The organism is Pseudomonas sp. WC2401 (genome assembly GCF_041200115.1).
GTDB lineage: Bacteria > Pseudomonadota > Gammaproteobacteria > Pseudomonadales > Pseudomonadaceae > Aquipseudomonas > Aquipseudomonas fragi.
The window spans coordinates 378,964-405,026 of sequence record NZ_CP165623.1 but is presented as its reverse complement, the minus strand read 5'-3'; the positions used below and the strand labels follow the sequence as shown (position 1 = coordinate 405,026).

Annotated in this window: 21 protein-coding genes; 12 read left to right on the top strand and 9 right to left on the bottom strand. The window is 59.2% G+C overall.

The features are described 5' to 3' along the window. Positions 1-61 precede the first annotated feature (61 nt). Both AB3G35_RS01665 and glnA read right to left on the bottom strand, forming a co-directional pair. Complete coding sequence (locus tag AB3G35_RS01665; RefSeq protein ID WP_169906200.1) at positions 62-478, bottom strand: cupin domain-containing protein; 417 nt, start codon at positions 476-478, stop codon at positions 62-64. A 173-nt stretch (positions 479-651) separates the two neighbouring features. Beyond that, a complete protein-coding gene (glnA, locus tag AB3G35_RS01660) occupies positions 652-2,058 on the bottom strand; it encodes a glutamate--ammonia ligase (protein ID WP_016783124.1) in 1,407 nt (468 codons plus the stop codon). Between the two features lie 332 nt (positions 2,059-2,390). Here glnA and thiI point away from each other — a divergent pair, with 332 nt between their 5' ends. Beyond that, positions 2,391-3,845, top strand: a complete 1,455-nt coding sequence (thiI, locus tag AB3G35_RS01655) for a tRNA uracil 4-sulfurtransferase ThiI (protein ID WP_029611684.1) — start codon at positions 2,391-2,393, stop codon at positions 3,843-3,845. A 140-nt stretch (positions 3,846-3,985) separates the two neighbouring features. Further along, positions 3,986-5,806, top strand: coding sequence for a translational GTPase TypA (gene typA / locus AB3G35_RS01650; protein WP_016783126.1), 1,821 nt, complete (start codon positions 3,986-3,988; stop codon positions 5,804-5,806). A gap of 228 nt (positions 5,807-6,034) precedes the next feature. On the opposite strand, the gene AB3G35_RS01645 is transcribed toward typA, so the two are convergent. After that, entirely contained in the window at positions 6,035-6,472 is a 438-nt protein-coding gene (locus tag AB3G35_RS01645) for a YkgJ family cysteine cluster protein (protein ID WP_029611685.1), read from the bottom strand. 264 nt (positions 6,473-6,736) lie between these two features. Between AB3G35_RS01645 and AB3G35_RS01640 the strand changes: the two genes are divergently transcribed. From AB3G35_RS01640 to AB3G35_RS01625, 4 genes are all read left to right on the top strand, one after another. Then, the gene (locus tag AB3G35_RS01640) at positions 6,737-9,184 is read left to right on the top strand and encodes a glycogen/starch/alpha-glucan phosphorylase (protein WP_016783128.1); all 2,448 of its coding nucleotides are present in this window, start codon (positions 6,737-6,739) and stop codon (positions 9,182-9,184) included. Between the two features lie 165 nt (positions 9,185-9,349). After that, on the top strand, positions 9,350-10,360 hold the full coding sequence (locus AB3G35_RS01635) for a class 1 fructose-bisphosphatase (protein ID WP_016783129.1): 1,011 nt from the start codon (positions 9,350-9,352) through the stop codon (positions 10,358-10,360). A gap of 204 nt (positions 10,361-10,564) precedes the next feature. Beyond that, positions 10,565-10,819 carry an outer membrane protein assembly factor BamE gene (gene bamE / locus AB3G35_RS01630; RefSeq protein WP_016783130.1) on the top strand — a complete coding sequence of 85 codons (255 nt, stop codon included), beginning with the start codon at positions 10,565-10,567 and terminating at the stop codon, positions 10,817-10,819. 21 nt (positions 10,820-10,840) lie between these two features. Next, positions 10,841-11,410 (top strand): lipocalin family protein, encoded by a 570-nt coding sequence (locus tag AB3G35_RS01625; RefSeq protein WP_016783131.1) that lies wholly within the window; start codon positions 10,841-10,843, stop codon positions 11,408-11,410. 46 nt (positions 11,411-11,456) lie between these two features. Here AB3G35_RS01625 and AB3G35_RS01620 read toward each other — a convergent pair whose 3' ends face one another. Next, the gene (locus AB3G35_RS01620; RefSeq protein WP_016783132.1) at positions 11,457-12,845 is read right to left on the bottom strand and encodes an inorganic triphosphatase; all 1,389 of its coding nucleotides are present in this window, start codon (positions 12,843-12,845) and stop codon (positions 11,457-11,459) included. A 156-nt stretch (positions 12,846-13,001) separates the two neighbouring features. Here AB3G35_RS01620 and argE point away from each other — a divergent pair, with 156 nt between their 5' ends. Both argE and argA read left to right on the top strand, forming a co-directional pair. Beyond that, positions 13,002-14,144 (top strand): acetylornithine deacetylase, encoded by a 1,143-nt coding sequence (gene argE, locus AB3G35_RS01615; RefSeq protein ID WP_083369679.1) that lies wholly within the window; start codon positions 13,002-13,004, stop codon positions 14,142-14,144. Between the two features lie 113 nt (positions 14,145-14,257). After that, on the top strand, positions 14,258-15,556 hold the full coding sequence (argA, locus tag AB3G35_RS01610) for an amino-acid N-acetyltransferase (RefSeq protein ID WP_016783133.1): 1,299 nt from the start codon (positions 14,258-14,260) through the stop codon (positions 15,554-15,556). 297 nt (positions 15,557-15,853) lie between these two features. Here argA and gshA read toward each other — a convergent pair whose 3' ends face one another. From gshA to AB3G35_RS01595, 3 genes are all read right to left on the bottom strand, one after another. Next, complete coding sequence (gshA, locus tag AB3G35_RS01605; protein ID WP_369782256.1) at positions 15,854-17,437, bottom strand: glutamate--cysteine ligase; 1,584 nt, start codon at positions 17,435-17,437, stop codon at positions 15,854-15,856. A 198-nt stretch (positions 17,438-17,635) separates the two neighbouring features. Continuing rightward, on the bottom strand, positions 17,636-18,019 hold the full coding sequence (locus tag AB3G35_RS01600) for a PaaI family thioesterase (RefSeq protein ID WP_016783136.1): 384 nt from the start codon (positions 18,017-18,019) through the stop codon (positions 17,636-17,638). Further along, entirely contained in the window at positions 18,019-20,340 is a 2,322-nt protein-coding gene (locus AB3G35_RS01595) for a Tex family protein (protein WP_369782255.1), read from the bottom strand. Before AB3G35_RS01595 ends, AB3G35_RS01600 begins: the two co-directional genes overlap by 1 nt. Positions 20,341-20,699: 359 nt before the next feature. Here AB3G35_RS01595 and ompR point away from each other — a divergent pair, with 359 nt between their 5' ends. Next, positions 20,700-21,440: a two-component system response regulator OmpR gene (ompR, locus tag AB3G35_RS01590; RefSeq protein ID WP_016783138.1), complete on the top strand. Its 741-nt coding sequence runs from the start codon at positions 20,700-20,702 to the stop codon at positions 21,438-21,440. 95 nt (positions 21,441-21,535) lie between these two features. After that, entirely contained in the window at positions 21,536-22,849 is a 1,314-nt protein-coding gene (locus tag AB3G35_RS01585) for an ATP-binding protein (protein WP_016783139.1), read from the top strand. A gap of 131 nt (positions 22,850-22,980) precedes the next feature. Here AB3G35_RS01585 and rimK read toward each other — a convergent pair whose 3' ends face one another. Both rimK and AB3G35_RS01575 read right to left on the bottom strand, forming a co-directional pair. After that, the gene (rimK, locus tag AB3G35_RS01580) at positions 22,981-23,886 is read right to left on the bottom strand and encodes a 30S ribosomal protein S6--L-glutamate ligase (protein ID WP_016783140.1); all 906 of its coding nucleotides are present in this window, start codon (positions 23,884-23,886) and stop codon (positions 22,981-22,983) included. Continuing rightward, the gene (locus tag AB3G35_RS01575) at positions 23,883-24,365 is read right to left on the bottom strand and encodes an ATP-dependent zinc protease (protein WP_016783141.1); all 483 of its coding nucleotides are present in this window, start codon (positions 24,363-24,365) and stop codon (positions 23,883-23,885) included. Before AB3G35_RS01575 ends, rimK begins: the two co-directional genes overlap by 4 nt. 235 nt (positions 24,366-24,600) lie before the next feature. Between AB3G35_RS01575 and AB3G35_RS01570 the strand changes: the two genes are divergently transcribed. Beyond that, on the top strand, positions 24,601-25,008 hold the full coding sequence (locus AB3G35_RS01570) for an RNA-binding S4 domain-containing protein (protein ID WP_016783142.1): 408 nt from the start codon (positions 24,601-24,603) through the stop codon (positions 25,006-25,008). A 145-nt stretch (positions 25,009-25,153) separates the two neighbouring features. Then, complete coding sequence (gene hslO / locus AB3G35_RS01565; RefSeq protein ID WP_016783143.1) at positions 25,154-26,056, top strand: Hsp33 family molecular chaperone HslO; 903 nt, start codon at positions 25,154-25,156, stop codon at positions 26,054-26,056. Positions 26,057-26,063: the final 7 nt, after the last annotated feature.

The following is a 26,063-nucleotide window of genomic DNA, read 5'->3' as shown; positions in this document are numbered from 1 at the left end:
GATGTGGCGACCGCTTCGCGCTCGGACGCAGCCTCCGGCAGCTGCTACGGGCCTTGCGTGGTTAATGGGACAGGGGCATGCCAGGTGTGCCGGCATAGAACACGATCAGTTCAACCGGGACCTTGCCGCTGGTGCCGCGATGGGCGGTGTTGACCATCTCGGGCAGTGCCTGGCCAGGCCCAAGTGTGGTTTTGTGCAGGCCGTCTTCGGTTTCAACCGTCAGTTCGCCAGCCACCACATAGGCGATATTAGGCATGGGGTGCGTGTGCCATTTCAGTGCGGTGCTGGCCGGAAGGGTGATTTTGACCACGGTGAATTCCGGCTTGCCGTCCGGCCAGGTGTAAGGGGTGCCAATCCACGATTGCCCGGTCTTGAGCAGTTGCTCGACCTTCACAGCAGTGGGTGGGCTGGCGCAGCCCAGCAGAAGCAGGCAGGCGCACGACAACAGCAGGGCTTTGAGGGTGAGTAGGGGGTGCATGTCAGTCTCCAGTGGTTGAGGGCCATAAACTACCCATCACCCAATCAGGTGGCTGTCAGGGACTGACACGAATCCAGAGGCTCTGATCCGATGCTTGCGTAAGACGACGCCCACAAAAAAGCCTCCCGAAGGAGGCTTTTTCGAATCACGCCGCTTGCGCGGGCGTCACCGGATTAGCAGCTGTAGTACAGCTCGTATTCCAGTGGGTGTACGAAGGTACGAACCTGGATTTCTTCTTCGCTTTTCAGGGCGATGTACGCGTCGATGAAGTCGTCGCTGAAAACGCCGCCTTTGGTCAGGAACGCACGGCCCTTGTCCAGCTCTTCCAGGGCTTCTTTCAGGCTGCCGCAAACTTGTGGGATCTCTTTGGCCTCTTCAGGCGGCAGGTCATACAGGTTTTTGTCAGCTGCGTCGCCAGGGTGGATCTTGTTCTGGATACCGTCCAGGCCAGCCATCATCAGTGCGGCGAAGCACAGGTACGGGTTGGCTGCCGGGTCCGGGAAACGAGCTTCGATACGGCGAGCTTTAGGGCTGGACACGTAAGGAATACGGATCGAAGCCGAACGGTTACGAGCCGAGTAGGCCAGCATGACCGGCGCTTCGAAACCTGGTACCAGACGCTTGTAGGAGTTGGTAGCCGGGTTGGTGAAGCCGTTCAGGGCCTTACCGTGCTTGATGATACCGCCGATGAAGTACAGGGCAGTGTCGGACAGGCCGGCATAGCCTTCGCCTGCGAAGGTGTTCTTGCCATCTTTGGAGATGGACATGTGAACGTGCATACCCGAGCCGTTGTCGCCGTACAGAGGCTTTGGCATGAAGGTAGCGGTACGGCCGTAGGCGTCTGCCACGTTGTGTACGCAGTACTTCAGGGTCTGAACTTCGTCAGCCTTTTTCACCAGGGTGTTGAACTGCACGCCGATTTCGTTCTGGCCAGCAGTTGCCACTTCGTGGTGGTGAACTTCGATAACCAGGCCCATTTCTTCCATGGCGTTGCACATGGAGGTACGGATTTCGTGGTCATGGTCGAATGGCGGAACCGGGAAATAGCCGCCCTTGACGCCAGGACGGTGGCCTTTGTTGCCGCCTTCCACGTCCTGGTCGGACATCCACGAACCTTGTTCGGAGTAGATCTTGAACATCGAACCGGAGATGTCGGACTTGAATTTCACCTGGTCGAAGATGAAGAACTCTGGCTCCGGGCCAACGAAAACGGTGTCGCCGATACCGGTGGACTTCAGGTATTCCTCGGCACGGGTAGCGATGGCGCGTGGGTCGCGGTCATAGCCCTGCATGGTCGAAGGTTCGATGATGTCGCACACCAGGATCAGCGTAGGCTGTTCGGTGAACGGGTCCAGAACGGCCGTGCTGTCGTCTGGCAGCAGGATCATGTCGGACGCTTCGATGCCTTTCCAGCCAGCGATGGAGGAGCCGTCGAACATTTTGCCGTCGGTGAAGAAGTTTTCATCCAGCGCATCACGGGCCGGCATGGTCACGTGGTGCTGAGTGCCTTTGGTATCAGTGAAGCGCAGATCAATCCACTTGACGTCATGATCTTTGATGAGTTGAACCGACTTCGACATAGTGTCCTCCGGGGTGGCTTAGGGCGGGTAGTGGAATGCCCTTAATAAGTGGTTGATGCCGGCGCGAATACTCTGCCAAGGCAACCTGCCTCACAAGGGAGCAAATTGCATGCCAGTGCCCCGACTTGGGCGTAATGCGCCAATCTCAAGCAGGTAAGCGGGGCAGACTACCGATTAGCGGCGTTTATCGCACCCAAATGAAGCGAAATCGGGCGTTTATGTTCCATTTTGGTGCGACGAAAACCGTTTGTACGATAACTGGTTAAACCTTGAGCAATTTCCGCTATAATCCGCGCCCCCCTTTTTTGGCAGGCTGCTCGCGCGCTGTTTTCATGAAACTAATCGTTAAAGTCTTCCCCGAAATCACTATCAAGAGCCGTCCGGTTCGGATGCGTTTCGTCCGTCAATTGGCCAAAAACATCCGCACTGTGCTCCGCGATCTGGACCCGGCTGTGGTGGTGACGGGCGTGTGGGACAACATCGAGCTGCAAACGCGCGTAACCGACCCTAAAGCCTTGAAAGAAATGACCGAACGCCTGAGCTGCATGCCGGGCATCGCGCATTTCCTGCAGGTCGACGAGTACCCTCTGGGCGACTTCGACGACATCGTTGAGAAGTGCAAGCTGCACTTCGGCGATGCACTGGCGGGCAAGCTCTTTTCGGTACGTTGCAAGCGCGCTGGCAAGCACCCGTTTACCTCGATGGAAGTCGAGAAATACGTCGGCAGCAAGCTGCGGCGTGAGTGCGGTGCGGCTGGAATCGAGCTGAAAAAGCCCGAAATTGAAGTTCGAATTGAAATTCGCGACCAACGGTTGTTTGTGATTCACAATCAGCACGACAGTATTGGTGGCTACCCGCTGGGTTCGCTTGAGCAGACCCTGGTGCTGATGTCGGGTGGGTTCGATTCCACCGTGGCGGCCTACCAGATCATGCGTCGCGGCCTGATGAGCCACTTCTGCTTCTTCAACCTGGGCGGACGTGCCCATGAACTGGGCGTGATGGAAGTCGCGCACTATATATGGAAGAAGTACGGCAGCTCCCAGCGCGTGCTGTTTGTCAGCGTTCCGTTCGAAGAAGTTTTGGGCGAAATTCTCGGCAAAGTCGATAACAGTCATATGGGCGTCATTTTGAAGCGTATGATGTTGCGCGCTGCAACACGTATTGCCGAACGCCTGGATATCGAAGTGCTGGTGACCGGTGAAGCGATTTCCCAGGTATCCAGCCAGACACTGCCCAATTTGTCGCTGATCGATTCGGCTACGGACAAACTGGTGCTGCGCCCGCTGATCGCGAGCCACAAGCAGGACATCATTGATTTGGCGGAAGAAATCGGTACGGCCGATTTTGCCAAGCATATGCCTGAGTATTGCGGGGTGATTTCGGTCAACCCCAAGACCCACGCCAAGCGCAACCGCGTGGAGTATGAAGAACAACAGTTTGATATGGCCGTGCTCGAGCGTGCGCTTGAGCGGGCCAAACTGGTGCCGATTGATCGGGTGATCGATGAATTGGGCCAGGACTTGCAAGTCGAAGAAGTCAGCGAAGTGCTGGCGGGCCAGATCGTGATCGACATCCGTCACCCGGATGCTCAGGAAGATCAACCGCTGGAACTGGCTGGCATCGAAGTACAAGCGTTGCCGTTCTATGCTTTGAACAGCCGCTTCAAGGAACTGGATGACACCCGTCAGTACCTGTTGTATTGCGACAAAGGCGTGATGAGTCGCCTGCATGCTCACCATTTGCTCAGTGAGGGACATGCCAATGTGCGCGTTTATCGACCGAGCTAAGAGCCCGGGGCTGTATGCCTGTGGCCTGCGTCACCGGCCCCCCGACGCCGCCGTCAAGCTGTAACGGCTTGCACGGACTCTACTGTTAATCGCTGCCTGGACTCAGTCAGCACACCGAATCCTCTGATCGAGATACACAAGTGATCGAAAATCTACGTAACATCGCCATCATTGCTCACGTTGACCACGGTAAAACCACCCTGGTAGACAAACTCTTGCGTCAATCCGGCACCCTGGAGCGCAACGAGCTTAACGACGAACGCGTAATGGACTCCAACGACCAGGAGAAAGAGCGCGGTATTACCATTCTGGCGAAAAACACCGCCATCAACTGGAACGGCTACCACATCAACATCGTGGATACCCCGGGCCACGCCGACTTCGGCGGCGAAGTTGAACGCGTAATGTCGATGGTTGACTCCGTTCTGCTGCTGGTTGACGCTCAAGACGGCCCTATGCCGCAAACCCGTTTCGTGACCAAGAAGGCTTTCGAAGCCGGCCTGCGTCCAATCGTGGTAATCAACAAGGTTGACCGTCCAGGCGCGCGTCCGGACTGGGTTCTGGACCAGATCTTCGACCTGTTCGACAACCTGGGTGCTACCGAAGAACAGCTGGACTTCAAAGTGGTTTACGCCTCTGCCCTGAACGGTATTGCTGGTCTTGACCACACCGACATGGCTGAAGACATGACCCCGCTGTACCAGTCGATCGTCGACAACGTACCAGCACCAGCTGTAGACCGTGACGGTCCGTTCCAGATGCAAATCTCGGCACTGGACTACAACAGCTTCCTGGGCATTATCGGCGTTGGCCGTATCGCTCGTGGTCGCGTCAAGCCGAACACCCCGGTTGTTGCCATCGACGCTGACGGCAAGCGCCGCAACGGTCGTATCCTGAAGCTGATGGGTCACCACGGTCTGCACCGTGTAGACGTTGAAGAAGCTTCGGCAGGCGACATCGTTTGCATCAGCGGTATGGATTCGCTGTTCATCTCCGACACCCTGTGTGATCCGATGAACGTTGAAGCGATGAAGCCGTTGACCGTTGACGAGCCAACCGTTTCCATGACCTTCCAGGTAAACGACTCGCCATTCTGCGGTAAAGAAGGCAAGTTCGTGACTTCCCGTAACATCAAGGAACGTCTGGACAAAGAGCTGCTGTACAACGTTGCACTGCGCGTTGAAGAAGGCGACTCGGCTGACAAGTTCAAGGTATCGGGCCGTGGCGAGCTGCACTTGTCCGTACTGATCGAAACCATGCGTCGTGAAGGCTTCGAAATGGGCGTTGGTCGTCCAGAAGTAATCATCCGCCTGGTTGACGGCGTCAAGCACGAACCGTTCGAAAACGTCACCATCGACCTGCCAGAAGAATCCCAGGGCAAGGTGATGGAAGAGATGGGTCTGCGTAAAGGCGACCTGACTAACATGGTGCCGGATGGCAAAGGCCGTGTGCGTCTGGAATACAACATCCCTGCTCGTGGTCTGATCGGTTTCCGTAACCAGTTCCTGACCCTGACCAACGGTGCTGGCATCCTGACCTCGATCTTCGACCGTTACGACGTGATGAAGTCGGGCCACATGTCCGGCCGTCAGAACGGCGTTCTGGTATCGGTTGAGACTGGCAAGGCACTGACCTACTCCCTGGAAACCCTGCAGGCGCGTGGCAAGCTGTTCGTTGAGCACGGTCAAGAGATCTACAACGGTCAGATCGTTGGTCTGAACAGCCGTGACACCGACATGGGCGTTAACCCTACCAAGGGCAAGAAGCTCGACAACATGCGTGCTTCGGGTAAAGACGAAACCATCGCTCTGGTTCCACCTGTTCGTTTCACTCTGGAACAGGCTCTGGAATTCATCCAGGACGACGAGCTGTGCGAAGTAACTCCTAAGTCCATCCGTCTTCGCAAGAAGATCCTGGACGAAGGCGAGCGTACCCGCGCTGCTAAAAAGGCCAAAAACTAAGTTACTTAGTTAGCGGTTACAAAAACGCCCCCGACCTTGCGGTCGGGGGCGTTTTTTTATGGCCGGGATTTGACGCATTTATCGTTGCCCGCGCTGCGACGAGCGCGGTCTGTCAGGGCATTTGCGTAAAGGCCATCGCGGGCAAGCCCGGCTCCCACAGGGGGCTGTGGTAATTGTGGGAGCGGGCTTGCCCGCGAAGCGATCTGTCAGTCGATTCTGCGCTGCAGGTTAAAAATCCATCAGCTTGACGCTGCTGTTCTTGCGCTCAACGGCCTTGGGCACATAGGCGCAATAACCAGGGCGCGGACCGATCCGCGGGTGGTTGCGGCAGGTGTCCGGGCGGATGTCGTAGATGGTGCACATGCGCGACTTGCGATCCAGGTACAGGCAGTCGTTATTACTCATGCGCTGCAGGGTGAAAATCCCCGACTTCTGGTTAAAGCGCTCCACGATCCCTTCTTTTTGCAGGCGCTTGGCGATGTTCTTCGGCGGGTCGCCCATCTCGAACTCATCGACGATGCCGATGCGGATCAGGTCTTTGATCTTGACCTCGACCGGCAGCGTGCAACAGCTGGAAACACAGGAGCCGCACATGGGCGCGGAGTATTTGGCCCAGGTATCGAGACGGTCGATTTCCGCGGCGGCGATCAGGTTGGACTTCATCAGGCTTGTATTCCAGCGTGCATCAGGGCGCGCGATCATACCGGGGTTGGTGAATGTGTGAACAACCATTTGCCGGTTTTTCGATCAGGGCCATGTTTTAAAGCGTTCGACTGCGAATGTGCCTCGTTTTGGGGCAGGACTTGGTTGATCAGTTTTTTCAGGCAAACCGCCAAAAAAGCCGTAAACAAAGCGCTTTATTTCTGGCCAAGGGTCTAGGCTGAATCCACTCGTTCTTCAAATCGCCCCATCTCGATTGAGGTTGTATCGATGTCCCAGGAACCGCTTGTTCGTGACGCACAGGTGGCGGCTTTCCGTGCCGCTGTAGTAGCCAAACTGACTTACGCGGTGGGTAAGGACCCGGAACACGCGTTTGACCATGACTGGTTTGAAGCCATAGCCCTGGCCGCCCGCGACCATATGGTCGAGCACTGGATGGACAGCACCCGGCAGATTTACCGCAAAGACCAGAAGCGGGTGTACTACCTGTCGCTGGAGTTCCTGATCGGTCGCCTGCTGTATGACAGCCTGAGCAACCTGGGGCTGCTGGAGGTGGCGCGGGAAGCGTTGGGCGAGCTGGGCGTGGATCTGGAGCGCATTCGTGTGCTGGAGCCGGATGCGGCCCTTGGCAATGGCGGCCTCGGCCGCCTGGCGGCGTGCTTTATGGAAAGCATGTCGACCCTGGGCATCGCCGCCCACGGTTATGGCATCCGCTACGAACACGGGCTGTTTCGCCAGAGCATTGTCGACGGCTGGCAGCAGGAGCAAACCGAGAACTGGCTGGACTTCGGCAACCCCTGGGAGTTCGAGCGCGCCGAAGTGCTGTACTCGGTGGGCTTTGGCGGCTCGGTCGAAACCAAGCAGGATGAGCAGGGCCAGTTGCGGCAAATCTGGTGGCCGGGCGAGACGGTGCGGGCGATTGCCTATGACACGCCGGTAGTAGGCTGGCGCGGTGCCAGTGTGAACACCCTGCGCCTGTGGCGGGCGAGGGCACTGCACGACCTGAACCTTGGCCGTTTCAACGCCGGTGACCACCTGGGCGCGGTGGCCGAAGTGGTGCGCGCTGAAAGCATCTCCCGCGTGCTGTACCCGGCGGACAGCAATGAGGCCGGGCAAGAGCTGCGTCTGCGCCAGGAGTTCTTCTTTGTTTCGGCCTCGCTGCAGGATCTGCTGCGCCGCCACTTGCACGTTCACGACACGTTGATGAACCTGGCCGAGCACGTCTCGATCCAGCTCAATGACACCCACCCCTCGATTGCCGTTGCCGAGCTGATGCGTATCCTGGTCGACGAGCACGGCGTCGAGTGGCATGCCGCGTGGCAAGTCACCGTTGATACCCTGTCGTATACCAACCACACGCTATTGCCCGAAGCGCTGGAAACCTGGCCCGTCGGTTTGATGGAGCGGCTGTTGCCGCGGCATATGCAGATTATTTATCTGATCAATGCGCACCACATCGACGCCCTGCGGGCCAAGGGTATTCACGACTTTGACGTGTTGCGCGCGGTGTCGCTGATCGAGGAGGACCATGGCCGCCGGGTGCGTATGGGCAACCTGGCATTTTTGGGCTCCCACAGCGTCAACGGGGTTTCCGGGCTGCATACACAATTGATGCGCAGCACCGTGTTCGCCGAGCTGCACAAGCTCTACCCCGACCGCATCAACAACAAGACCAACGGCGTAACCTTCCGCCGCTGGCTGTTCCAGGCCAACCCGCCGCTGACTGCGATGCTGGTGGATGCACTGGGGCCTGATGTGCTCGATGAAACCGAACACAAACTGATCAAGCTGGAGCCTTTTGCCGGGCGGGCAGACTTTCGCAAACGCTTCGCCGAACAGCGCCTGCAAAACAAATGCACCCTGGCGGCGCTGATTTATGAGCGTTTGGGGGTCGTGGTCAACCCTGAGGCCCTGTTCGATGTACAGGTCAAACGGATACACGAATACAAGCGCCAACTGCTCAACCTGATGCACACCGTGGCGCTGTATCAGGCCATCCGGGCCGAGCCGGGCAACCCGTGGGTGCCACGGGTGAAGATTTTTGCCGGCAAGTCGGCGGCCAGTTATGAGCAGGCCAAACTCATCATCAAGCTGGCCAATGACATCGCCCGCACCGTCAACAACGACCCCACCGTGCGCGGCCTGCTCAAGGTGGTGTTTATCCCCAACTACAACGTCAGCCTGGCCGAAAGCATCATCCCGGCGGCGGACCTGTCCGAGCAGATATCCACTGCCGGCTACGAAGCATCGGGCACCAGCAACATGAAGTTCGGCCTCAACGGTGCGCTGACCATTGGCACGATGGATGGCGCCAACGTTGAAATGAGCGAGCGGGTGGGGACCGAAAACATGTTTATCTTCGGCCTCAGTTCGCAGCAGGTTGAAGCGCGCAAGCGCAATGGCGAGTTCCATGCCGCGCCGGACGTGGCCGCTTCACACCGGCTTAATGACGTGTTGCAGGCGATTCGTGGCGGGGTGTTCTCCCACGATGATCCGGCTCGCTACACCGGCCTGGTGGATTCGCTGATCGAATATGACCGCTTCCTGGTATGTGCCGACTTCGATGCGTACTGGGATGCCCAGATGCGCGTGGAGCAACTGTGGCACGACAAGGAAGAATGGTGGCGCAAATCCGTGTTGAATACGGCGCGCATGGGCTGGTTCTCATCAGACCGGACCATTCGTGAATACGCGACCGATATCTGGAAAGCGTTGTAGGAAGTTTCACACACTGTGGGAGCGAGCAAGCCCGCTCCCACGGGGTCTTTGGTGGCTGTTTTGGAACCCGTTCGGCCAGTTCTCAGTCTGATTAGAAGATTTGCACGGCAACACGCGCTAAACTGCGCGGGTTTTTCGCCCCCTCCCCCTTGTTCGGAGCCTTACATGTCCCGCGTTACCCTGAGTCGCTATTTGATCGAGCAGACCCGCAGCAACAACACGCCTGCTGATTTGCGTTTCCTCATCGAAGTGGTGGCGCGTGCTTGCAAAGAGATCAGCCACGCCGTGTCCAAAGGCGCCCTGGGTGGTGTGCTGGGCAGCATGGGCACCGAAAACGTGCAAGGTGAAGTGCAGAAGAAGCTCGACGTGATCTCCAACGAGATCCTGCTCGAAGCCAACGAATGGGGCGGTCACCTGGCCGGCATGGCGTCCGAAGAAATGGACAATGCCTACCAGATCCCGGGTAAATACCCGAAAGGCGCGTACCTGCTGGTATTCGACCCGCTGGACGGTTCGTCGAACATCGACATCAACGCGCCAGTTGGCACCATTTTCTCGGTACTGCGTTGCCCGAACGAATACCTGACCCAGAACGAGCCTTTGAATGAAAAGGCCTTCCTGCAGCCAGGCACCCAACAGGTCGCTGCCGGTTACGCCATCTACGGCCCGCAGACCATGCTGGTACTGACCCTGGGCGACGGCGTCAAAGGCTTTACCCTGGACCGCGAAATGGGCAGCTTCGTCCTGACCCACGAAGACATCACCATTCCTGACGCTACCCAGGAATTTGCCATCAACATGTCCAACCAGCGTCACTGGGAAGCCCCGGTACAGCGCTACGTTGACGAACTGCTGGCCGGTGAAGAAGGCCCGTTGAAGAAAAACTTCAACATGCGCTGGATTGCCGCCATGGTTGCCGACGTGCACCGAATCCTCACCCGTGGTGGTTTGTTCATGTACCCGCGCGACAGCCGTGAGCCGTCCAAGCCGGGCAAGCTGCGTTTGATGTACGAAGCCAACCCGATGTCGTTTCTGGTGGAACAGGCTGGCGGCGCATCCACTGATGGCCATCAGCGCATTCTCGACATCCAGCCGGAAGGCTTGCACCAGCGTGTAGCCGTGTACCTGGGCTCGAAAGAAGAAGTCGCGCGCATCACCGCTTACCACAAAGCGTAAGCCCCTGTGGGAGCGGGCTTGCTCGCGATAGCATCGACACGGTATGTCAGACATACCGGGTTGCATGCATCGCGAGCAAGCCCGCTCCCACAGTTGTTCTCCCTCCTGAAATAAATCCCTGCGTCCTGCGGGAACCAGCCTGCGCTTTTCTCTTCTAAGCTTGGATCAAGCGGCGCTGCCGACTTTCTTTTTCAGGAGCTTTCCATGAAGTTGCGTTCTCTGGCGTTGTTGTCGTTCTGTGTCTTGCTGGCCGCGTGCAGCAAAATCAATCAGCAAAACTACTCGAAACTGTCGACCGGCATGACCAAGGCCGAAGTTGAGCAGTTGCTGGGCACCCCAACCGATTGCTCGGGCGCGCTGGGCATGTCGAGCTGCACATGGGGCGATCAGAAGAGCTTTATCAGCGTGCAGTACGCAGGCGACAAAGTGCTGATTTTCTCGGGCCAGGGTTTGAAGTAAGACCGATCAGGAGCGTTTGCGATGAAACGTCTTTTAGTCAGTCTCGGGGCCGCGCTGTTGTTGGGCGGGTGTGCAAGTTCCAGCAGCGATTCGCTGGCGCCCAACACCGTCTCCAGTGTCGACCTCAAGCGCTATCAGGGCACCTGGTATGAGTTGGCGCGTTTGCCGATGTTCTTCCAGCGCAATTGCGCGCAGTCCGAAGCCCATTACAGCCTCAAGCCGGACGGCAATGTGGCGGTGTTGAACCGTTGCCGCACCGCAGAGGGCAAGTGGGAAGAAGCCAAGGGAACGGCAACGCCGCAAGTGGAGGGCAAGACCGACAAGTTGTGGGTCGAGTTCGACAATTGGGTATCGACCCTGTTGCCGGGTGTGACCAAGGGCGATTATTGGGTGTTGTACCTGGGGGATAACTACAGCACGGCGCTGGTAGGCAACCCCGACCGTAAATACCTGTGGTTGCTGTCGCGTAAACCGCAGGTTGATCAGCAAACCCGTGACGAGCTGCTCAGCAAGGCGCAACAGCAAGGCTATGACACCACACGCTTGATCTGGCGCACGCCGGATGCGGACATGCCCAAGGGCGCGAAGTAAGGCAACAATGCCCCTCAGCGGGCGCTGAGGGGCACAGACCGGGCGCTTAAGCGCGCAGCAGGGTCTTCCAGGCGCGGTTCTGGTAAACGGCGATGGCTTGCTGCTTGCGGGCGTTGAGCAGTTCGTCGTTGCTCTCGGCATCTTCAGAAATTGGCATGTTGGCCAGTTCCTGCAGCTTGTTCATCTCGCCGTACAGACGGTCCAGTTCCGGGATTTCCAGCACGTTACGCGCCAGACGCAACCAGGCCTGAATGCGCTCGATGCGCGGCAGTTGCTCGGCCAGGTCTTCGGGTTGCTGCTGGTAACGGTTCAGACGCAAGGCAATTGCTTCATCCGATAGCAAACGCGGCAACCAGCTTTGCAGTTGCGCAGCACCCTGGCGGTTGCCACGGGTGGTGCCGCGATCCACGGTCCAGCTGCGCTCCATCAACCAGCGCGAGGTGTTCAGGGAGAACTGGCCCCAGCGCGGGTCTTCCAGCTCTTCCAGGAACTGCTCGGGTGCGGCTTTGCGCACGTCTTCGTCGTCCTGGCCGATCTGTACCAGCGGGCGCCAGTCTTCGAGCAGGGCGTCCAGCGCAGCACGCAGGGCATTGGTGGATTGGCGTGGTGCAGCCTGGCCCAGGCTGCTGACCAGCGCGCGCAGGTCGATCAACTGCTGAACCCAGTCCTGCAGCAAACGCCAATGGCCATTGAAGCGATATTGCTCGGCCAGACGCTGGCTGTTGCCCAGCAAGTGCCAGGCCAGGGCGGCGAAGGCGTCGTCCAGCGGCGTTTCGGGTGTCAGCACAGGGGCTGGCAGGGTGACGGCGTAGCTGTTGGCGTCGAACAGGCGATAGCCGCGCTCGGCCTTGCTGATGTCACACGGCATCAGGGCCAGCTTCTCGGCCAGTTCGGCGGCCAGTTCCAGCAGGGCTGCCGGCTCGCCTTCGCGCAGTTCAAGTTCCAGCTCGCAGATTTCTTCTTTCTGCTTGCCGGCAATGACATGGCCCAGGTCCAGAGCGGCTTCGATCACCACCTTGGCCTTGCCGCGACCCCAGGAAATTTCGGCGCGTTCGCGTACGAAATCCGTGGTGAAGATCGGCTTGAGGGTTTTCTTGTCCAGCTCGGCCAGCTCTTGTGGCCAGCATTCGCCGTCGAGCTTCTTGATGTCGAGCTTGGCTTTGGGCAGGTTCCAGTCGTACTCGTTGCGTACCGACAGGCCGGCAATGCTTTCGCCACGGGTCTTGAGGGTCTGGATTACGTCTTCGCCATCGCGGCGCAGGCGCAGGGCTACCTTGGCCTTGGCCAGGTCGCGCTCAGGCGTGTCGAAGTACTGGTTGAGCAACTCACGGCTTTCCCAGCCACTTTTGTTGCGCTTTTTCAGCAAGGGGTGCTCGCGCAGGGCGGCGAGGGTTTCGCGGCTGACACGGAGTTTAATTTCGGTTTCTTTCTGCATGGCCGGAAAATCCAGGATCGGTGCGCAGCCGGGAAAAGTGTGGCTGCCAAGGCCGTGCAGTGTACAGGACAAGCCGCCCCGGCGCGCCGAACGGGTTTATTCTGCGGCGCAGATGGCTCTATGATGGGCCTCGCCCCGCCAACAGGAAGTCAGCGCATGCCCCTACCTTCCATGAAAGAGCAGTTCGCTGCCTTGATCGCCGTACCGTCGGTCAGTTGCACCCAGCCTTCACTGGATCAGTCCAACCGTGGGGTGATCGATTTACTGGCCACCTGGCTGGGCGACCTGGGTTTCAACTGCGATATCCAGCAGGTCAGCCCCGGCAAATTCAACCTGCTCGCCAGCTTTGGCACAGGCCCCGGCGGGCTGGTGCTGGCCGGGCACAGCGATACCGTGCCTTACGATGAAGCGCTGTGGCAGACCGATCCGCTCAAGCTGACAGAAGTGGATAACCGCTGGGTCGGCCTGGGCAGTTGCGACATGAAGGGTTTTTTCGCGTTGGTGATCGAAGCGGTGCGTCCGTTGCTCGACCAACCGTTCAAGCAGCCGCTGCTGATCCTCGCCACCTGTGACGAAGAAACTTCGATGGCCGGCGCCAGGGCCCTGGTTGAAGCAGGCCGGCCGCTGGGGCGTGCGGCGGTGATCGGCGAGCCGACCGGGCTCAAGCCGATCCGCATGCACAAGGGCGTGATGATGGAGCGCATCGAGATTCTGGGGCAAAGCGGTCATTCATCAGACCCAAGCCTTGGCCACAGCGCACTGGAGGCCATGCATGACGCGATCAGCGAACTTAAAGGCCTGCGCCAGCAGTGGCTCAATGAATACCGCAACCCGCAGTTCAGCGTACCGCAGCCGACCCTGAACTTTGGTTGCATCCATGGCGGCGACAACCCCAACCGGATTTGTGGCCAATGCTCGCTGGAATTCGACCTGCGGCCGCTGCCGGGCATGGACCCCAACGCGCTGCGGGCCATCATCCGTGGCAAATTGCAGCCTTTGGCCGAGCGCCATCAGGTAAAAATTGATTTCGCCCCCATTGCCGCCGGTGTACCGCCTTTTGAGCAGGCGGCCGATGCCGAGCTGGTGCGGGTGGCCGAGCGGCTGACCGGGCATGTTGCGCAGGCAGTAGCGTTTGGCACCGAAGCACCTTATCTTCAGCAGCTTGGCTGCGAAACGCTGGTATTGGGCCCGGGCGACATCGCCTGTGCGCATCAGCCGGGGGAATACCTGGAAATGTCACGTTTGCAGCCGACGGTGCGTCTACTGACACAACTGATAGAACACTATTGTCTTAAATAACGGAAAAGGAGAGTACGCGTGTTGCCAACAATGTTTCGACGATAACCATCAGCCCGTTGTGCGTTTGCTGTTCTAGCCCTTTTTAGGCGACTTATTTTCTACAGGCTCTGGTTATGCACGATTACGTTAACTGGTTGCGTCACGCGTCTCCCTACATCAATGCCCACCGCGATTGCACTTTTGTCGTCATGCTCCCTGGCGACGGTGTGGCCCATCCTAACTTTGGCAATATCGTCCACGACCTGGTGCTGCTGCACAGCCTGGGTGTGCGGCTGGTGCTGGTTCACGGCTCGCGCCCGCAGATCGACAGCCGTCTTGAGGCACGCGGCCTGGTGCCGCATTACCACAACGGCATGCGTGTTACCGATGCGACGACCCTGGAGTGCGTGATTGACGCCGTAGGGCAGTTGCGCATTGCGATTGAAGCGCGTTTGTCGATGGACATGGCGTCCTCGCCGATGCAGGGCTCGCGCCTGCGAGTGGCCAGCGGCAATCTGGTGACGGCGCGGCCGATCGGCGTGCTTGATGGCGTGGACTTCCACCATACCGGCGAAGTGCGTCGGGTCGACCGCAAGGGCATCAACCGCCTGCTCGATGAGCGTTCGATAGTGCTGCTGTCGCCCCTGGGTTACTCGCCCACCGGTGAGATTTTCAACCTGGCCTGTGAAGACGTGGCCACCCGTGCTGCCATCGACCTGGCGGCGGACAAACTGCTGCTGTTCGGTGCTGAATCGGGGTTGCTCGATGCCGAAGGGCGTTTGGTGCGCGAGTTGCGCCCACAGCAGGTGCCGGCGCATATGAAACGCCTGGGCAGCGACTACCAGGCCGAATTGCTGGAAGCCGCCGCCGAAGCCTGCAGCGGTGGTGTGGCGCGTAGCCATATCGTCAGTTATGCCGAAGACGGTGCGCTGCTGACCGAGCTGTTCACCCGTAACGGTGGCGGTACGCTGGTGGCGCAGGAGCAATTTGAAGTTACGCGGGAGGCGGCGATTGAAGACGTCGGCGGCCTGCTTGAATTGATCAGCCCGCTGGAAGAGCAGGGCATTCTGGTGCGTCGTTCGCGTGAAGTGCTGGAGCGTGAGATCGAGCAGTTCAGCGTGGTTGAGCGCGAAGGCATGATCATCGCCTGTGCGGCGCTGTATCAGATTGCCGATTCGGATGCGGGGGAGCTGGCGTGTTTGGCGGTGAACCCGGAGTACCGTCATGGGCGCCGTGGCGATGAGTTGCTGGAGCGCATCGAAAACCGCGCTCGGGCTCAGGGGCTGAAAACCTTGTTCGTGTTAACCACGCGTACTGCGCACTGGTTCCGTGAGCGCGGGTTTGAGCCGAGTGGTGTAGAGCGTTTACCGGCGGCGCGGGCGTCGCTGTACAACTACCAGCGTAATTCGAAGATCTTCGAAAAGACGTTGTAAGGCGCCTACTGTTCAGGCGCTGGGCTGGAGGAGATTCGTATCAGCTGACGAGTGGAACGAGGCTGCGTTCGGTTTGGTGCGCCACTGCGACGCAGCGACCGTAAAACCAGAGTTCCAAGTTTAACTGGCACACCACGGTTTTTTGACTTTACGACGGCTTCGCCGCCGAACGCAGCCTCGTTCCACTCGTCAGCTGCTACGAACAACTGCAACTGCGGGGAGAGCATGATCGTGCTCGCAAGCACACCACCGATCAGTCCCCTCTCCCTACGGGAGAGGGCTAGGGTGAGGGGCTTTTTAGTTACTGATTGCCAAAATGCTCGCCTGGTACGAGGCCACAAACAGGTCGAAGTCGCCTTCTTCCGTTTGTTCGGTCTCGGCCTGCTCTAGCAGTGACTTGCGCGCTTTTTCTTCAAACGCCGCCTGGTCTTCAGCACTCAGCGGTTCACTACGGAAGAATTCGGCATGGGCCAGGCTCTGGCGCATCGAGAACTGAGCGAAGCTCTCCTTGTGCTCGGCCATGCTGGCCAGCACTTTGGCCGACGGCGTCAGCGACACGTCCTTGATCTTCGCCAGTTGTTCGTCGACCGCCTTGCTGTGGTTGTCGCCTCCGTGGCTCTGGTCGAGCAGGGCGGCCAGCGGGGCGATGTTTTCCAGCAGCTCGGTTGCCCATTCCTTCATGTCTACCGTTGCACCATCACGCTGCAATTGCAGGCCCGGACGGCGACCTTCCTTGACCACGCTCAGGAAGTTGGATGAACAGCTGCCGCATTCCGTATTGTCGAACTGCGGGCTGTCCTGCAGTGCGCAATACAGCAGGAAGGCGTCGAGAAAACGCGCTTCAGGCAGGTCGATGCCCACCGGCAGGAACGGGTTGATATCCAGCAGGCGCACTTCAACGTACTGCACGCCACGGGACACCAGGGCCTGAATCGGCCGTTCGCCGGTGTAGGTCACGCGCTTGGGGCGAATGTTGGAGTAGTACTCGTTTTCGATCTGCAGGATGTTGGTGTTCAGCTGTACCCACTCGCCATCCTTGTGCGTGCCGATTTCGACATACGGCGGGTAGGGCGTGGCCACGGCCTTGCGCAGGCTGTCGGTGTAGCTGTCGAGGTTGTTGTAGCACGGCGTCAGGCCTGCCTGGGCGTTGCTCTGGTAACCCAGGTCGCTCATGCGCAGGCTGGTGGCATACGGCAGGTAGAGCGTGTCTGCATCCAGTTGTTCCAACTGGTGCGAACGGCCGCGCAAAAAGCCTGCATCCAGCGCCGGCGAGGCACCGAACAGGTACATCAGCAGCCAGCTATAGCGACGGAAGTTGCGAATCAGGGCGATGTAGGCATTGGACTGATAGTCGCGCTCGGTGCCGACAAAGCCTTCAGCCTGCATCAGCACAGGCCACAGGGCCTCTGGCAGGGAGAAGTTGTAGTGGATACCGGCAATGCACTGCATGGTCTTGCCGTAGCGCAGGGCAAGGCCTTTGCGATAAACGTACTTGAGCTGTCCGATATTGGACGTGCCGTAGTAGGCAATAGGGATGTCTTCTTCGGCCGGCAACGGGCACGGCATCGAAGGGCTCCACAGGAACTCGTTGCCGAGCTTGCTGTAGGCAAAACGGTGAATCTTGTCGAGGCTGGCCAGCGTCTGCGCAGGGTCAGGCAGGGCCGGGGTAATAAACTCCAGCAGCGACTCGGAATAGTCGGTGGTGATTTGATCGTTGGTCAGGGCCGAGCCCAGTTCTTCCGGGTGCGGGGTCTGCGCCAGGCGAGCATCGGCCGTGACGCGCAGGCATTCGCGCTCGATGCCGTGCAGGCACTGCTCCAGCAGAGAGAGGTTGGCGCGCTCGCTGAGCAGAGCCAGGCGGCGGTTGAGAAGTTGGCTCAAGTTGGATTCCTTCACGCGTCAGTCGCCCCAATATGGGGGTGGTCAGGACGGTCTACAAGGGTGAAGTTGAAACTGGCGTGGTCGCCTGGTTTTGTTGGCATCGCTCAGTCCCGTCCCTGATTTGGCGCCGCGGCGCTCCAAGCGCATTTCGGCACTGCATTGGCAGTGCCGAAATTAACTCAAATCAGCGGTTGGCCGCTACAGGACCGCGAACGTGCCTTGTGCTTTTGCGACAAGCTTGTCGCCCTGCAACACATCCGCTTCGACGACCAGCGTGCGTCGCCCGGGGTGGATGACCTTGGCGATACATAACACTTCGCCTTCGGCCACCGCGCGAATGTAGTTGATTTTGCACTCGATGGTCGCGCTCTGCTGATCGAAGCCATGGGAGCTGGAACAGGCCAGGCCCATGCTGATATCCACCAGGCTGAACAACACGCCACCGTGCAGCTTGCCGGCGCGGTTGCGCAGTTGCGGCTCCAGGCTCAGGGCAACGTGCGCCACGCCGTCTTCCAGCGCTTGCACGCGGCAGCCGAGCAACTGGCTGAAGGCGCTCTGGGTCAGACCGTCCGGGAGGGCCATCAGCGTTTCTTCAACTGTTTGGCGTTGGCGAACAACGAAGCCATGGCGTTATTGCTCGGCGCTGCGGCCACGCTTTCCTTGCGCGGTGCGGTATTTTGCTGACGCGGTGCCGAGCCCGGGCGTGCGCCGCGGGCACCGTCGATCTTCTCACCCGGGGTATCGCTCATGCGCATCGACAGGCCTACGCGTTTGCGCGGGATGTCGACTTCCATGACCTTGACCTTGACCACGTCGCCGGCTTTCACGGCTTCACGCGGGTCCTTGATGAATTTTTCGGACAGCGCCGAAATATGCACCAGACCATCCTGATGCACGCCGATATCGACGAAAGCACCGAAGTTGGTCACGTTGGTCACCACACCTTCCAGGATCATCCCCAGTTGCAGGTCCTTGAGGTCTTCGACGCCTTCCTGGAACTCGGCAGTCTTGAACTCCGGGCGCGGGTCACGGCCCGGTTTCTCCAGCTCCTGGAGAATGTCGGTCACGGTCGGCAGGCCGAAGGTCTCGTCGGTGAATTTCTTCGGATCAAGACGTTTCAGGAAGCTGGCGTCGCCGATCAGCGAGCGGATGTCACGCTCGGTGTCCGAAGCGATGCGCTTGACCAGCGGGTAGGCTTCGGGGTGAACCGCCGAGCTGTCCAGCGGGTTGTCACCATTCATCACGCGCAAGAAACCTGCCGCCTGCTCGAAGGTTTTTTCGCCCAAGCGGCTGACTTTTTTCAGCGCCGCACGGGTTTTGAAGGCGCCGTGTTCGTCGCGGTGCGCGACGATGTTTTGCGCCAGTGTGGCATTGAGGCCCGAAATTCGCGCCAGCAGCGCTACCGATGCGGTGTTCACGTCCACGCCCACGGCGTTCACGCAATCTTCAACCACCGCGTCCAGGCCGCGTGCCAGCTTGAGCTGGGACACGTCGTGCTGGTACTGGCCGACACCGATGGATTTAGGGTCGATTTTTACCAGTTCGGCCAGCGGGTCTTGCAGGCGGCGGGCGATCGATACGGCGCCACGGATAGAAACGTCCAGATCCGGGAATTCCTTGGCTGCCAGTTCCGATGCCGAGTACACCGAAGCACCAGCTTCGGAGACCATTACTTTGGTGACTTTCAGGGCCGGGTATTTTTTCATCAGATCGATCACCAGCTTGTCGCTTTCACGGCTGGCGGTGCCGTTGCCGATGGCAATCAGGTCGACCGAATGCTTGGCGCACAGGGCGGCCATGACCGAAATGGTCTGGTCCCACTTGTTGTGCGGCACATGCGGGTACACGGTGGCGTACTCCAGCAGCTTGCCGGTGGCATCGACCACGGCAATCTTGCAACCGGTGCGCAGGCCCGGGTCCAGGCCCAGGGTGGCGCGCGGGCCGGCTGGTGCGGCCAGCAGCAGGTCATGCAGGTTGTGGGCAAAAACGTTGATCGCTTCCGTTTCGGCAGCGTCGCGCAACTCGCCCAGCAAGTCGGTTTCAAGGTGGGTGTAGAGCTTGACCTTCCAGGTCCAGCGCACCACTTCACCCAGCCATTTGTCAGCCGGGCGATTTTGATTTTCCAGGCCGAAGCGCTGGGCAATCATCATTTCGCCGGGGTGCATCGTGCCGGGCAATTCTTCACCGACCTTGAGCGAAGAGCTGAGAATGCCTTCGTTGCGCCCGCGGAAAATCGCCAGGGCACGGTGCGACGGCATGCTTTTAAGCGGTTCGTCGTGCTCGAAGTAGTCGCGGAACTTGGCGCCTTCCTCTTCCTTGCCGGCAATCACGCGGGCGCTGAGGATGGCTTCCTGCTTGAGGAAGCTGCGCAGCTTGTCCAGCAGGCTGGCGTCTTCGGCAAAGCGCTCCATGAGGATGTACTTGGCGCCATCAAGGGCCGCCTTGACGTCTGCCACGCCTTTTTCGGCGTCGACGAAACGGGCGGCTTCGGTATCGGGCGTGAGTGTCGGGTCGTTGAACAGGCCGTTTGCCAGCTCGCCGAGGCCGGCTTCCAGGGCGATCTGACCCTTGGTGCGGCGCTTTTGCTTGTACGGCAGGTACAAGTCTTCGAGGCGGGTCTTGGTGTCGGCGAGCTTGATGTCGCGGGCCAGTTCTGGGGTCAACTTGCCTTGTTCTTCGATGCTGGCGAGGATGCTCGCACGCCGTTCGTCGAGTTCGCGCAGGTAGCGCAGGCGCTCTTCGAGGTGGCGCAACTGGGTGTCATCCAGGCTGCCGGTCACTTCCTTACGGTAGCGGGAGATGAAGGGTACGGTGGAGCCCTCATCGAGAAGAGCGACGGCCGCTTCGACCTGCTGCGGGCGCACGCCAAGTTCTTCGGCGATGCGGCTGTTGATGCTGTCCATAAAACCACCTGACAAATTGTGATGCAGGCTCGCAGGCCCGGGCTTGAAGGCTTGCGAGGCTGGTTGAGCAGCCCGAAAGGGGCCGCTACCTGGGCCAAAAGGGCAGCCTGTTGACCCGTGAAGTCAGCGGATTACGCCTGGCGCCGGAAAAAATAAAGCCTGGCGCAACCCTTGAAAATTCGCGTTTGCCTGACACAAAAGGCGCAGCATTATAACCAGCGTTCCCGGTTTCAGGGCACTGCACGCTGTTGCCTCATGGGTTGGGCTACTGTTTAAGGAGGAAAAATCTGCTAACAATGCACACCATACGTATTACAGCGGCTAAGCCATAATGCGCGCCGAGATCACAGGAGCATCTAATGAGCAGCATTGCACAAACGGCTGAAGGCGAAAAAATTCTTATCGTGGATGACGATCCGGGGCTGAGCAGCCTGCTGGAGCGCTTCTTCGTCAGCAAGGGCTATCGCGCCCGGGCTGTGCCGAACGTCGAGCAAATGGATCGTTTGCTGGCTCGCGAGGTTTTCAACCTGGTGGTACTGGACCTGATGCTGCCCGGCGAAGACGGCCTGTCTGCCTGCCGCCGTTTGCGTGCGGCGGGCAACCGGGTGCCGATCATCATGCTGACCGCCAAGGGCGACGAGCTGAGTCGTATCAAGGGCCTGGAGCTGGGCGCCGACGATTATCTGGCCAAGCCGTTCAACCCCGACGAACTGATGGCACGGGTGCGCGCGGTACTGCGTCGCCAGGCACCGCCAGTGCCGGGCGCACCGGGCAGTGAAGACGAAAGCGTGACATTCGGCGATTACGAGCTGTCCCTGGCAACCCGCGAACTCAAGCGTGGCGACGAAGTTCACATGCTGACCACCGGCGAATTTGCGGTGCTCAAGGCCCTGGTCATGCATGCCCGCGAGCCGTTGACCCGCGACAAGCTGATGAACCTGGCGCGTGGTCGCGAATGGGATGCGCTGGAGCGTTCGATCGATGTGCAGATTTCCCGTCTGCGCCGCATGATCGAGCCGGACCCGTCCAAGCCTCGCTATATCCAGACTGTCTGGGGCGTGGGTTATGTGTTCGTGCCGGATGGCAATGCAACCAAGTGACAGATCATTTGTAGGAGCGAGTCGCCCGGCGGCTCGCGATTCATTTTTTTGCGGGCCTGCGGGCTCGCTCCTGCAAAGTCTAAAAGCGGCTGTCTATGAAAACCCCTGTCTGGTTCCCCCAAAGTTTCTTCTCGCGCACGCTCTGGCTTGTCCTGATTGTCGTGCTGTTTTCCAAGGCGTTGACGCTGGTTTACCTGCTCATGAACGAGGACGTGCTGGTCGATCGCCAGTACAGCCACGGCGTGGCACTGACCCTGCGCGCTTATTGGGCCGCCGATGAGGAAAACCGCAACAAGATCATCGATGCCGTTGATCTGGTGCGCGTTGTGGGCGGCGGTGTGCCCGAGGGTGAGCAGCACTGGCCCTACAGCGAAATTTATCAGCGCCAGATGCAGGCCGAACTTGGCCCGGATACTGAAGTGCGTTTGCGCATGCACACCTCCCCGGCGTTGTGGGTGCGTGCCCCTAGCCTGGGCGACGGCTGGCTGAAAGTACCGCTGTATCCACACCCGCTGCGTGGGCAGAAAATCTGGAACGTACTGGGCTGGTTCCTGGCCATTGGCCTGTTATCCACCGCATCGGCCTGGATTTTCGTCAGTCAGCTCAACCAGCCGCTCAAGCGTCTGGTGTATGCGGCCCGCCAGCTGGGGCAGGGGCGCAGTGTGCGCTTGCCGGTTGGTGATACGCCCAGCGAAATGACCGAGGTGTACAGCGCCTTCAACCAGATGGCTGAAGACGTCGAGCAGGCGGGCCGCGAGCGCGAGCTGATGCTGGCCGGCGTGTCCCATGACCTGCGCACCCCGCTGACCCGCTTGCGCCTGTCCCTGGAGCTGATGGGCAACCACAATGATCTGACCGACGATATGGTGCGTGATATCGAGGACATGGACGCGATCCTCGATCAGTTCCTGGCCTTTATTCGCGATGGTCGTGACGAGCCGGTCGAAGAAGTTGACCTGTGTGAATTGATCCGCGAAGTCGTGGCGCCCTATAACCAGAACGGCGAGCAAGTACGCCTGCGCCTGCAGCCGATTCAGCCGTTTGCGCTGCGGCGGGTATCGATGAAGCGTCTGCTCAATAACTTGATTGGTAATGCCTTGCACCATGCTGGCGAAGACGTCGAGGTTGCGGCTTATGTGTCGGGGGATGTCAGCGCGCCGTATGTGGTGCTGAGCGTGATGGACCGGGGGGCGGGGATTGATCCGGCGGAGCTGGAAGACATCTTCAACCCGTTTATCCGCGGCGACCGTGCCCGTGGCGGTAAAGGTACGGGCCTGGGCCTGGCGATCGTCAAGCGAATTGCCTCCATGCATGGCGGCAATGTCGAGCTGCGCAACCGCAGCGGCGGTGGGCTGGAAGCCCGTGTACGTTTGCCGCTGGGGCTAATGCTGCCAAGAGGAGCGGTATAGCTTTTTTGACCCTGTGGGAGCGGGCTTGCCCGCGATGGCATCGCTGCAGTGTGTCAGACACACCGCGGCGCCAGCATCGCGAGCAAGCCCGCTCCCACAACAAGTCTGCTCGCTAAAGGGTTGGTGTGCTGTCAGCCTTTGCCCTTGGTCCGCGTCATATGCGGGCTACTGTTTTTTTCCAGATGCTGGATGATGATCCCGGCCACATCCTTGCCGGTGGTGGTCTCAATGCCTTCCAGGCCTGGCGACGAGTTGACCTCCAGCACCAGCGGGCCGTGGTTGGAACGCAGGATATCAACCCCCGCCACACTCAAGCCCATGACCTTGGCTGCACGAATGGCGGTCATGCGCTCTTCGGGGGTGATCTTGATCAGGCTGGCGCTACCGCCACGGTGAAGGTTGGAACGGAACTCGCCCGGCTTGGCCTGACGCTTCATGGCCGCGATCACCTTGTCGCCGACCACGAAACAGCGAATATCCGCGCCGCCCGCTTCCTTGATGTACTCCTGCACCATGATGTTTTGCTTGAGCCCCATAAAGGCCTCAATCACCGACTCGGCGGCAGTGGCGGTTTCACACAGCACCACGCCGATACCCTGGGTGCCTTCCAGCACCTTGATCACCAGTGGCGCGCCGTTGACCATTTCGATCAGGTCGGGGATATCATCCGGCGAGTGGGCAAAACCGGTCACCGGCAACCCCAGGCCGCGGCGCGACAGCAGTTGCAGCGAACGTAATTTGTCCCGCGAGCGGGCAATGGCCACCGATTCGTTGAGCGGGAAAACCCCCATCATTTCGAATTGACGCAGCACCGCGCAGCCGTAGAACGTGACCGAGGCACCGATGCGCGGGATCACGGCATCGAAGCCTTCCAGCGGCTTGCCACGATAGTGGATCTGCGGCTTATGACTGGCGATGTTCATATAGGCGCGCAGGGTATCGATCACTACCATTTCATGGCCTCGTTCGGTACCGGCTTCAACCAGACGACGAGTGGAATACAGACGCGGGTTACGCGACAGCACAGCGATCTTCATGCAACACCTGTGGCAGAGGTAGTAGTGACCGGAAACACCGGCTTGTCTTGAACGTATTTGTGTTCTGGATTGACGACCAGCTGGCCCTCAATCAGGGCTTTTGAGCCCAGCAGCAAGCGATAACGCATCGATTTGCGACAGGCGAGCGTGAACTCCACCTCCCAGACCCGATCACCCAGCGCCAGGCCGGTGCGGATCACATAGCGAACCTGGGTGTGGCCATTGGAGCTTTTAATGGTTTTAATCGCCACCAAAGGGGCTTCACAGTGACGGTGACGCAGTTGTACCAGGGTGCCCAGATGGGCATTGAAACGTACCCACTCGACACCATCGCGCACAAAAGGCTCGATTTCGGTGGCGTGCAGGCTGGAGGTACTGGCACCGGTGTCGATTTTCGCGCGCAGGCCGGCGACTCCCAAATCGGGAAGCGCCACCCACTCGCGCAGACCGACAACGGTCAAGTGATCAAAAGTCTTCAATATAAGTAACCAGCGATTAACGTATTCAGGCCGCAGGAGGAACCCTGCAGGTAAAACAATCGGCGATGCCGATTTGGCAGCGTACAAAGCGCATTCACGCAGAATATCCGGCAAATGGCGACAGTTATCTGAGTGTAGGCTGCTCGGCAAGCAGGCATTCTATCGGGCCGAATGCTTCAGTTGTTCATTGCAAGCAGTAGTACAGTTCTGACTATTTAAGTGAAGAGGAATTCCAGTGGCGCAAAAGCAGGAAGAGGACGACAAGGTTCGCCTGGACAAGTGGCTCTGGGCTGCGCGTTTTTACAAGACCCGTGCATTGGCCAAGGCTGCGATTGAAAGCGGCAAGGTGCATTGCCGGGGTGAGCGCTGCAAGCCCAGCAAAGAGCCTCGCCTGGGCGATGAACTGCAAATTCGTGTGGGCCTTGAAGAACGCACTGTCGAAGTCAAGGCACTGTCCGTGGTTCGCCGTGGCGCCCCTGAAGCCCAATTGCTCTACGCCGAAACCGAACACAGCATCGCCAAGCGTGAAAACGCCGCCGCCCTACGCAAATCCGGGGCTATGGGGATCAGTACCGATGGCAAGCCGACCAAGAAGCAGCGGCGCCAACTGCATCAGTTTCATGACGCCAGTGGGGCCGAGTGAGCCGGCCCAAGCCTGTAAACCGTACGTCGAGTCTGTGGCTGCATAACTTGTAATCACGCAGGTATGGCGCCATATAGGGTCATCAGACCTGCACGACATTCAATGACTCGTACACATTTTGTCACCAATTCAGAACTCTATTCTTATGTCCGATTTACTCAAAACCGATGCCACACAACGCTTTATGTTCGACACCAGCGACGCCCGTGGCGAGCTGGCCTCGCTGGAGCACAGCTACGCTGACGTGTTGGCCAAGCACGCTTATCCACAGCCGGTTCAGCAATTGCTGGGCGAGCTGATGGCTGCGGCCGCGCTGTTGGTGGGCAACCAGAAGATCGATGGTTTGCTGAGCCTGCAGGCCCGTTCCGAAGGCCCGGTGCCGCTGCTGATGATCGAATGCACCAGCGATCGAGAAATCCGTGGCCTGGCCCGTTTTGATGCGGCCAGCATTGCCCCGGATGCCACGCTGGCCGACCTGCTGCCCAACGGCGTACTGGCCATTACCATCGATCCTACCGTTGGCAAGCGCTACCAGGGCATCGTGGACCTGAACGGCGAGACCCTGGCGGACTGCTTCACCAACTATTTCGTCATGTCCGAGCAAGTGCCGACCCGTTTCTGGCTGGTTGCCGATGGCCAGCGCGCCCGTGGCATGTTCCTGCAGCAGTTGCCTGCCGACGTGGTCAAGGATGAAGACGAGCGCGTCGACAGCTGGGACCGCCTGCTGATGCTGGGCGATACGCTCAAGTCTGAAGAGCTGCTGGGGCTGGACAACGAGACCATCCTGCACCGTTTGTATCACGAAGAAACCGTGCGCCTGTTTGATCATCAGGCCATTGAATTCAAGTGCAGCTGCTCCCGTGAGCGTTCGGGTAACGCCCTGACCAGCCTGGGCCACGCCGATGCGCTCAATCTGGTGACCGAGCATGGCGGTCATATCGAAATCGACTGCCAGTTCTGCAACGAGCGCTATCTGTTTGATGCCGCTGACGTCGATCAATTGTTCGCTGGCGCAGGTGTTGAATCCCCGTCGGGCACTCATCACTAAAACGTTT

Coding starts and splice junctions, on each gene's coding strand:
- AB3G35_RS01665 (WP_169906200.1), bottom strand. CDS start 478: ATGCACCCCCTACTCACCCTCAAAGCCCTGCTGTTGTCGTGCGCCTGC.
- glnA (WP_016783124.1), bottom strand. CDS start 2,058: ATGTCGAAGTCGGTTCAACTCATCAAAGATCATGACGTCAAGTGGATT.
- thiI (WP_029611684.1), top strand. CDS start 2,391: ATGAAACTAATCGTTAAAGTCTTCCCCGAAATCACTATCAAGAGCCGT.
- AB3G35_RS01640 (WP_016783128.1), top strand. CDS start 6,737: ATGTCCCAGGAACCGCTTGTTCGTGACGCACAGGTGGCGGCTTTCCGT.
- AB3G35_RS01635 (WP_016783129.1), top strand. CDS start 9,350: ATGTCCCGCGTTACCCTGAGTCGCTATTTGATCGAGCAGACCCGCAGC.
- bamE (WP_016783130.1), top strand. CDS start 10,565: ATGAAGTTGCGTTCTCTGGCGTTGTTGTCGTTCTGTGTCTTGCTGGCC.
- AB3G35_RS01625 (WP_016783131.1), top strand. CDS start 10,841: ATGAAACGTCTTTTAGTCAGTCTCGGGGCCGCGCTGTTGTTGGGCGGG.
- AB3G35_RS01620 (WP_016783132.1), bottom strand. CDS start 12,845: ATGCAGAAAGAAACCGAAATTAAACTCCGTGTCAGCCGCGAAACCCTC.
- argE (WP_083369679.1), top strand. CDS start 13,002: ATGCCCCTACCTTCCATGAAAGAGCAGTTCGCTGCCTTGATCGCCGTA.
- argA (WP_016783133.1), top strand. CDS start 14,258: ATGCACGATTACGTTAACTGGTTGCGTCACGCGTCTCCCTACATCAAT.
- AB3G35_RS01600 (WP_016783136.1), bottom strand. CDS start 18,019: ATGGCCCTCCCGGACGGTCTGACCCAGAGCGCCTTCAGCCAGTTGCTC.
- AB3G35_RS01595 (WP_369782255.1), bottom strand. CDS start 20,340: ATGGACAGCATCAACAGCCGCATCGCCGAAGAACTTGGCGTGCGCCCG.
- ompR (WP_016783138.1), top strand. CDS start 20,700: ATGAGCAGCATTGCACAAACGGCTGAAGGCGAAAAAATTCTTATCGTG.
- AB3G35_RS01585 (WP_016783139.1), top strand. CDS start 21,536: ATGAAAACCCCTGTCTGGTTCCCCCAAAGTTTCTTCTCGCGCACGCTC.
- rimK (WP_016783140.1), bottom strand. CDS start 23,886: ATGAAGATCGCTGTGCTGTCGCGTAACCCGCGTCTGTATTCCACTCGT.
- hslO (WP_016783143.1), top strand. CDS start 25,154: ATGTCCGATTTACTCAAAACCGATGCCACACAACGCTTTATGTTCGAC.